General features: G+C 63.9%; 4 protein-coding genes. 1 reads left to right on the top strand and 3 read right to left on the bottom strand.

What is annotated here, in order from left to right:
- Positions 1-170: 170 nt before the first annotated feature.
- Positions 171-1,571 (bottom strand): aldehyde dehydrogenase, encoded by a 1,401-nt coding sequence (locus M2332_RS16215; protein ID WP_264569917.1) that lies wholly within the window; start codon positions 1,569-1,571, stop codon positions 171-173.
- Between the two features lie 231 nt (positions 1,572-1,802).
- Between M2332_RS16215 and M2332_RS16210 the strand changes: the two genes are divergently transcribed.
- Positions 1,803-3,749, top strand: coding sequence for a PAS domain-containing sensor histidine kinase (locus tag M2332_RS16210; RefSeq protein WP_264574853.1), 1,947 nt, complete (start codon positions 1,803-1,805; stop codon positions 3,747-3,749).
- Here M2332_RS16210 and M2332_RS16205 read toward each other — a convergent pair.
- Together M2332_RS16205 and M2332_RS16200 are read right to left on the bottom strand one after the other, a co-directional pair.
- Positions 3,746-4,519 (bottom strand): glycosyltransferase family 25 protein, encoded by a 774-nt coding sequence (locus M2332_RS16205; RefSeq protein WP_264574852.1) that lies wholly within the window; start codon positions 4,517-4,519, stop codon positions 3,746-3,748. The two genes, M2332_RS16210 and M2332_RS16205, sit on opposite strands and share 4 nt — an antisense overlap.
- A 126-nt stretch (positions 4,520-4,645) precedes the next feature.
- Complete coding sequence (locus M2332_RS16200) at positions 4,646-6,091, bottom strand: FAD-binding oxidoreductase (RefSeq protein WP_264574851.1); 1,446 nt, start codon at positions 6,089-6,091, stop codon at positions 4,646-4,648.
- Positions 6,092-6,230 lie beyond the last annotated feature (139 nt).

The raw sequence follows: 6,230 nt of genomic DNA, 5'->3' as shown, positions 1-6,230 counted from the left end.
CGTTAATGTCGAGCGAAGTCGAGGCACTCAGGACCTGTGCTTGCCGTGTCTCGACTTCGCTCGACACGAACTGGAATAAAAGAATGGGAAAGTGTGCGCCCCAAAACCAAAGAAGCCCGCCCCTCCCCCTCGGAAGGCGCGGGCTCCTTGGCGCGATGATCGCAATCCGATCAGATCGGGAAATGGCCCGGCTGGGTTTCCACCGTCACCCAGCGCAGCTCGGTGAAGCTGTCGATGCCGGCCTTGCCGCCGAAGCGGCCATAGCCCGAACCCTTGACGCCGCCGAAGGGCATTTGCGCTTCGTCATGCACGGTCGGGCCATTGACGTGGCAGATGCCGGACTGAATGCGCCGCGCGATGCCGAGGCCCTTGGCGATATCCTTGGTGAACACCGACGCCGAGAGGCCATACTCGGTGTCGTTGGCCAGTTCGACCGCATGCTCGGTGTCGCGGGCGCGAATGATGCCAACGACCGGCCCGAAGCTCTCATCGCGGAACAGCTTCATGTCCTGCGTCACCTTGTCGATGACATGGGCGGGCATGAGCACATTGTGCGTCGTCTCGCCGCCGGTGAGCTGGGTCGCGCCCTTGGCCAGCGCGTCCTCGATCAGGCTCTGACAGTGCGCCACGGTCTTGGCGTCCACCACCGCGCCGAGCGGGGTGTTGCCCTGACGCGGATCGCCCACGGGCATGGAGGCGACCTTCTCCTTGAACTTGGCGGCGAAGGCGTCGGCAACAGCATCGACCACGATGATCCGCTCGGTCGACATGCAGATCTGGCCCTGGTTCATGAATGCGCCGAAGGCCGCAGCCTTCACCGCTTCATCGAGATCGGCATCCTCCAGAATGACCAGCGGCGCCTTGCCGCCCAGTTCGAGCAGAACAGGCTTCAAGTGCTCGGCAGCGCGCTTGGCGATGATCTTGCCGACGGCGGTGGAGCCGGTGAAGTTGATGCGGCGGACCTGCGGCGCGTCGATCAGAGCGCCCACGACATCGGCCGCGTCTTCCGGCGCGTTGGTGACGACGTTCACTACGCCCTCGGGGAAGCCGGCCTCGGCAAACGCCTCGATGATCAGCGCATGGGTGCGCGGGCAGGATTCGGACGCCTTGAGGATGACGCTATTGCCGCAGGCGAGCGGCACGGCGATGGCGCGCACGCCGAGGATGATCGGCGCGTTCCACGGCGCGATGCCGAGGATGACGCCAACCGGCTCGCGCAGCGCCATGGAGAGGCAGCCGGGCTTGTCCGATGGAATGACCTCACCATTGATCTGGGTGGTGAGCGCGGCCGCTTCGCGGATCATGCTGGCAGCCAGGCCGAGATTAAACATCGCCCAACCCGCCGTTGCACCGATCTCGCCCATCATCGCTTCGACGAAGGCATCCTTCTTCGATTCCAGTGCCGAGGCGGCTTTCATCAGCACAGCGCGGCGCGCATTCGGCCCCATGACGGACCAGCTCTGGAACCCTTCCGCCGCCTTGGCAGCGATCGGCGCGATATCGGCGGCCTTCATCGCAGTCGCCGAGGATGCGACCTCGCCCGTCATCGGATTGTTGCGGCTAAACTCCATGGCGTTCCTCCAGTTCTCTCTCTCAAGACCAGTGTCGCGCACTCGCATGAGGCCGGATGGCAATGATCAGACCAAATGCGTGCGGCGGCGCGGCTCCCCTCTGCCTTGCGGAACCGCCGGATGCAATTGTCTTGCGCGCCCCACGCTCGACTTGCGCCAAGAAATGAAGGAACAGGGGTCGATCCTCGCGCGTTGTGGCGCATAACTGGGAACAGACGGCGGGTTCGAGACGTGCAGGCATCCGAAGACCTCAGGGCAGCATCGTTGGAGAGCTATCGGCAGTTGGTCGAAAGCATCACCGATTATGCCATGTGCATGCTGGATCGCACGGGCCATATCACGAACTGGAACGCAGGCGCGCAAAAGCTCAAGGGCTTCCAGCCGGAAGACATTATCGGCGTGCATTTTTCGCGCTTCTACACAGCCGAAGACGTGGAAAAGGGTATGCCCGAGCGCGCGCTGGAGATCGCCGCGACACAGGGCAAGCACGAATCCGAGGGCTGGCGACTGCGCAAGGATGGCTCGCGCTTCTGGGCGCATGTCGTCATCGATCCGGTTCGGGACGCACACGGCGCGCTGATCGGTTATGCCGGGATCACTCGTGACCTCACCGAACGCAAACTCGCAGAGCAGGCGCTGCGTAAAAGCGAAGAACAGTTCGCCCTGCTCGTCCAGTCCGTCACCGATTACGCCATCTACATGCTGGACCCTGAGGGCATGGTTTCCAGCTGGAATGCCGGTGCGGAGCGGATCAAGGGCTATCGCAAGGACGAGGTGCTCGGGCAGCATTTCTCGCAATTCTATCAAGAAGAAGATCGCACAGCCGGCGAGCCGCAACGTGCCCTGGAGACCGCGCGGTCGGAAGGTCGGTTCACGGCAGAAGGCTGGCGCGTCCGCAAGGGCGGCGAACGCTTCCGCGCGAGCGTCGTCATCGAGGCGCTGCGCGATGAGACCGGCGCGCTGGTGGGCTTCGCCAAGATCACCCGCGACGTCACGGAGCGGGAGGCAGCCCAGCGCGCGCTGGACGAAGCGCGCGAGGCGCTGGGCCAGGCTCAGAAGATGGAAGCGCTTGGCCAGCTCACCGGCGGCGTGGCGCATGACTTCAACAATCTGCTGATGGCGATCAACAGCAGCCTCATCCTGCTGCGCCGACGGATCCCGGAACAGGCCGAGACGCAACGCCTGCTCGACAACGCCATGCAGGCCGTCGATCGCGGCGCGACCCTAACCCAGCGCATGCTCGCCTTCGCGCGGCGGCAGGAGTTGTCCATCGGTCGCGTGCATATTCCCGAACTGCTGCGCGGCATGACCGAACTCGTCCAGCGGACCATCGGGCCGGAATGGCCCGTCAGCATGATCATTCCACTCGGACTGCAGGCGGTGAAAGCCGACGCCAATCAACTCGAAATGGCCATCCTCAACCTCGCAGTGAACGCGCGCGATGCCATGCCGGACGGTGGCGCGATCATCATCAAGGCGAACCGCCAGACCGTGCGGAGCAACGAGATCTCCGATCTGGAGGCGGGGCATTATGTGGTCCTGACCGTGGTGGACAGCGGCATCGGCATGGATGCCGAGACGCTCAGGCGCGCGACCGAACCCTTTTTCACGACGAAGGGCGTCGGTAAGGGCACGGGCCTTGGCCTCCCCATGATCCATGGCTTTGCGCGCCAGATCGGTGGCGCGTTCACGCTCACCAGCGCGCCGGGCAAGGGGACATCGGCGCAATTGTGGCTGCCGCAGGCCGCCGAGCAGTCACAGGCCACCACGCCCGCTGCGAAGGAACCGCCGCTGCCGCCGCAAGCCAAATGTCGTGTCCTAGCGGTGGATGACGATGCACTGGTTTTGATGAACACGGTCGCGCTGCTGGAGGATCTGGGGCACGAGGTCGTCAGCGCAGTCAACGGCGCTCATGCCCTTTCAAAATTCAAGGATGGCGGCTTCGACTTGGTCATCACGGATCAAGCCATGCCCGGCATGACCGGGACGGACCTCGCCGCGGCCATTACCGCCGTGCAGAGCGACATGCCGATCATCATCGCAAGCGGATATGGCGAGGGGCTGGTGTTGCCAGAAGGGCAGATTCATCGCCTGAGCAAACCGTTTGGCGAGCACCAGCTCGCCAAGGCCATTTACCAGGCCTGTTGCAGGGAGGATCGCCCCACCCCTGCGGTTTAAACGGACTTGCGCCCCATTTGCCGGGTCCGCCCGCTCAGGCGGATCGCCCGGCGCAGTAACGATGCGAAGGTACGCAGGACCGGCAAGCGGTCATAAAAGCGAACATCGTGGATGTCCGTGCGCGAAAGGCGCTGGTGCCCAAGGTCAGGGTTGGCGACATAGGTACGCAGGTCGGGATGGCGGTTGCGCAGGACAGACAGCGCCCCATCATAATGCATCGGCTCGCCATCCGGATGCCGCCCCCCTGCGGGGCGCTCCAGCATCGCTGCCAAATAGTGAGCGGCAAAACCGATCGTGTCTCCACGCACCGCGTAGAAATGGCATCCGGCGAGCCCTTTGCCGGGTGGGATCAGCTCAAGCGGGCGCTCGGTCGCTTCATATTGCCCCGGCAGAAGGCTGCCGAAAAAGATGTCCCATTCCACCCCGCCCAGCGTGGTCAGAGCGGCAGGCAGAACCGTCTCGATCCGGTCATGGAAATCGAAGTCATCCTCCAGCACCAGAACGGATCGATGCCCCGCCTCCGCCGCCTCCCGCAGCACGCTCATATGGCTATCGAAGCACCCTCGCGTCCCCGGCGTCGGAAACCCTGCGGAATCCGAAAAGCGCTTGGCCGTGAAGAATGCGATTTTCGGATGATCGAGGTCCAGCCCCAGACGCCTGAACTGCGCGGCCATCTCGCGGCGCCGGTCGGCCCGGTGAGGAAGATTGATGATCCGGATGGCATCGAACGCATCGAGCAGAGCATGACCGGCGGGGGTTGGGCTTACCATCGGCTGCGGTCCTTCTCGACTGGGTAATGGATGATCAGCCGCGACTCGCTCCGGCCCTCAACGGGCCTATAGACTGGGCTTCTCCCTTTAAGGAATCGCAAAACCGCCCCCAGCCGGGCCAGCGCTTCAGATCACCTTGCCGGGGTTGAGGATATTGTTCGGGTCCATCGCGCGCTTAAGCGTGCGCATCAGCGCCAGCTCTTCTGGCGTGCGGCAGTGGTGGAGAAATTCGCGCTTGATGCTGCCGATGCCATGCTCGGCGGTGATCGAGCCGCCCCATTCGCCGACCGCCTTGTAAACCAGCGCCTCCATCTCATGCTCGGGCATCGGGTCGCGGGGGACGCGCGCAGAGAGGTGGAGGTTGGAATCGGCGAGGTGCCCGAAGAAAACGGTCACGCAGTCCGGCCAGCGCTCCAGCAGCAGATTGCGTACATAAGGGATAAAATCGCCGATCTTGCGCGTCGGCAGGCTCACATCGAAGGCCACTTGCGGCCAGTGCACGCCCTTGTGCCACTCGCCCGGGCAATCGCGCACCGCCCAGATCTCCTGCCGCTGCTTGTCCGACTGGGCGATGACGGCATCCTTGACCAGGCCAGATTCGATCATGCCGCCGAGCACTTCCTCAAACCGCTCGGGATCGCGTTCCGGGTCGGTCCCGAGCACTTCGACCAGCGCATAGACGTTGTAACCGTGCGGCAAGGGCGGCTGGCGACCCAGCGCCGTCGTGCCGATCTGGTAGAAATCCGGCCACATCACCTCAAAGGCGGACAAGGTGCTCGCGAATGCCGAATTGCATTGTTTGAGCAATTCCAGCGTGGCCGCATAATCCTCGATCGCGACGACGGCGGTGCAGGCGCTGCGCGGCTTGGGGAACATCCGCAGCACCAGCCGGGTGATGACACCGAGCGTACCCTCGCTGCCGATGAAGAGATGCTTGAGATCATAGCCGGCGTTGTTCTTGATCATTACATTGAGCGACGAGATGATCGTGCCATCCGGCAGCACCGCTTCCACACCCAGAATGAGATCGCGCATCATGCCATAGCGCAGCACGCGGTTGCCGCCGGCATTGGTGGCCGCATTACCGCCGACCTGCGCCGTTCCGCGTCCGCCAAGATCGAGCGGAAACAGAAAGCCGGCCTCATCGGCGGCGCGTTGAACGGTCTCCAGCACGGTCCCCGCGAGCACGGTCATCGTGCGGCCAGCCTCGTCTAGTTCCTCGATGCCCCGCATCCGTTCCAGCGACAGTAGCAGGCAAGGCCGATCCGCAAGGCCCCCCGCGCACAGGCTGGTCAAGCCGCCCTGTGGCACGACCGGCCAGCGCTCCTCATTGCAGATCGCCATGATCTGCGAGACCTGCTCGGTTGTGCGCGGATAGGCGATGCCGGGGAGCGGAATGTCCGCCGGCATGACATTCGTGAAATCAGAGACATGGCGCGCGAAATCGCCGTCCGTCCCATCCTTCACGATATCAGCGCCCAAGGCTTGGCGGAGGCGCGCGATGACATGGGCACCGCGCTGGGCTTCGTCCGCGAAGCCTTGTCCGCGCTCGTCCAGCGTTGCTTGGGTCATAAGGCCTCTCTCCTCTTGCAGCCACAACATAGCGCCCGGCGGCGCCCTGCATAGGCCAAGGCGATAGAACGAATCATGAAATCGGCCGCGAGCGCCGCCTCTGTTTCACCGTGAGACGGCCCTCAATTAGCGAGGCCCG

The sequence above is a fragment of the Sphingobium sp. B11D3A genome (genome assembly GCF_025961695.1).
Classification (GTDB): Bacteria; Pseudomonadota; Alphaproteobacteria; order Sphingomonadales; family Sphingomonadaceae; genus Sphingobium.
Note: the sequence above shows the minus strand (reverse complement) of the source record. Positions and strands in the feature narration are given on the sequence as shown.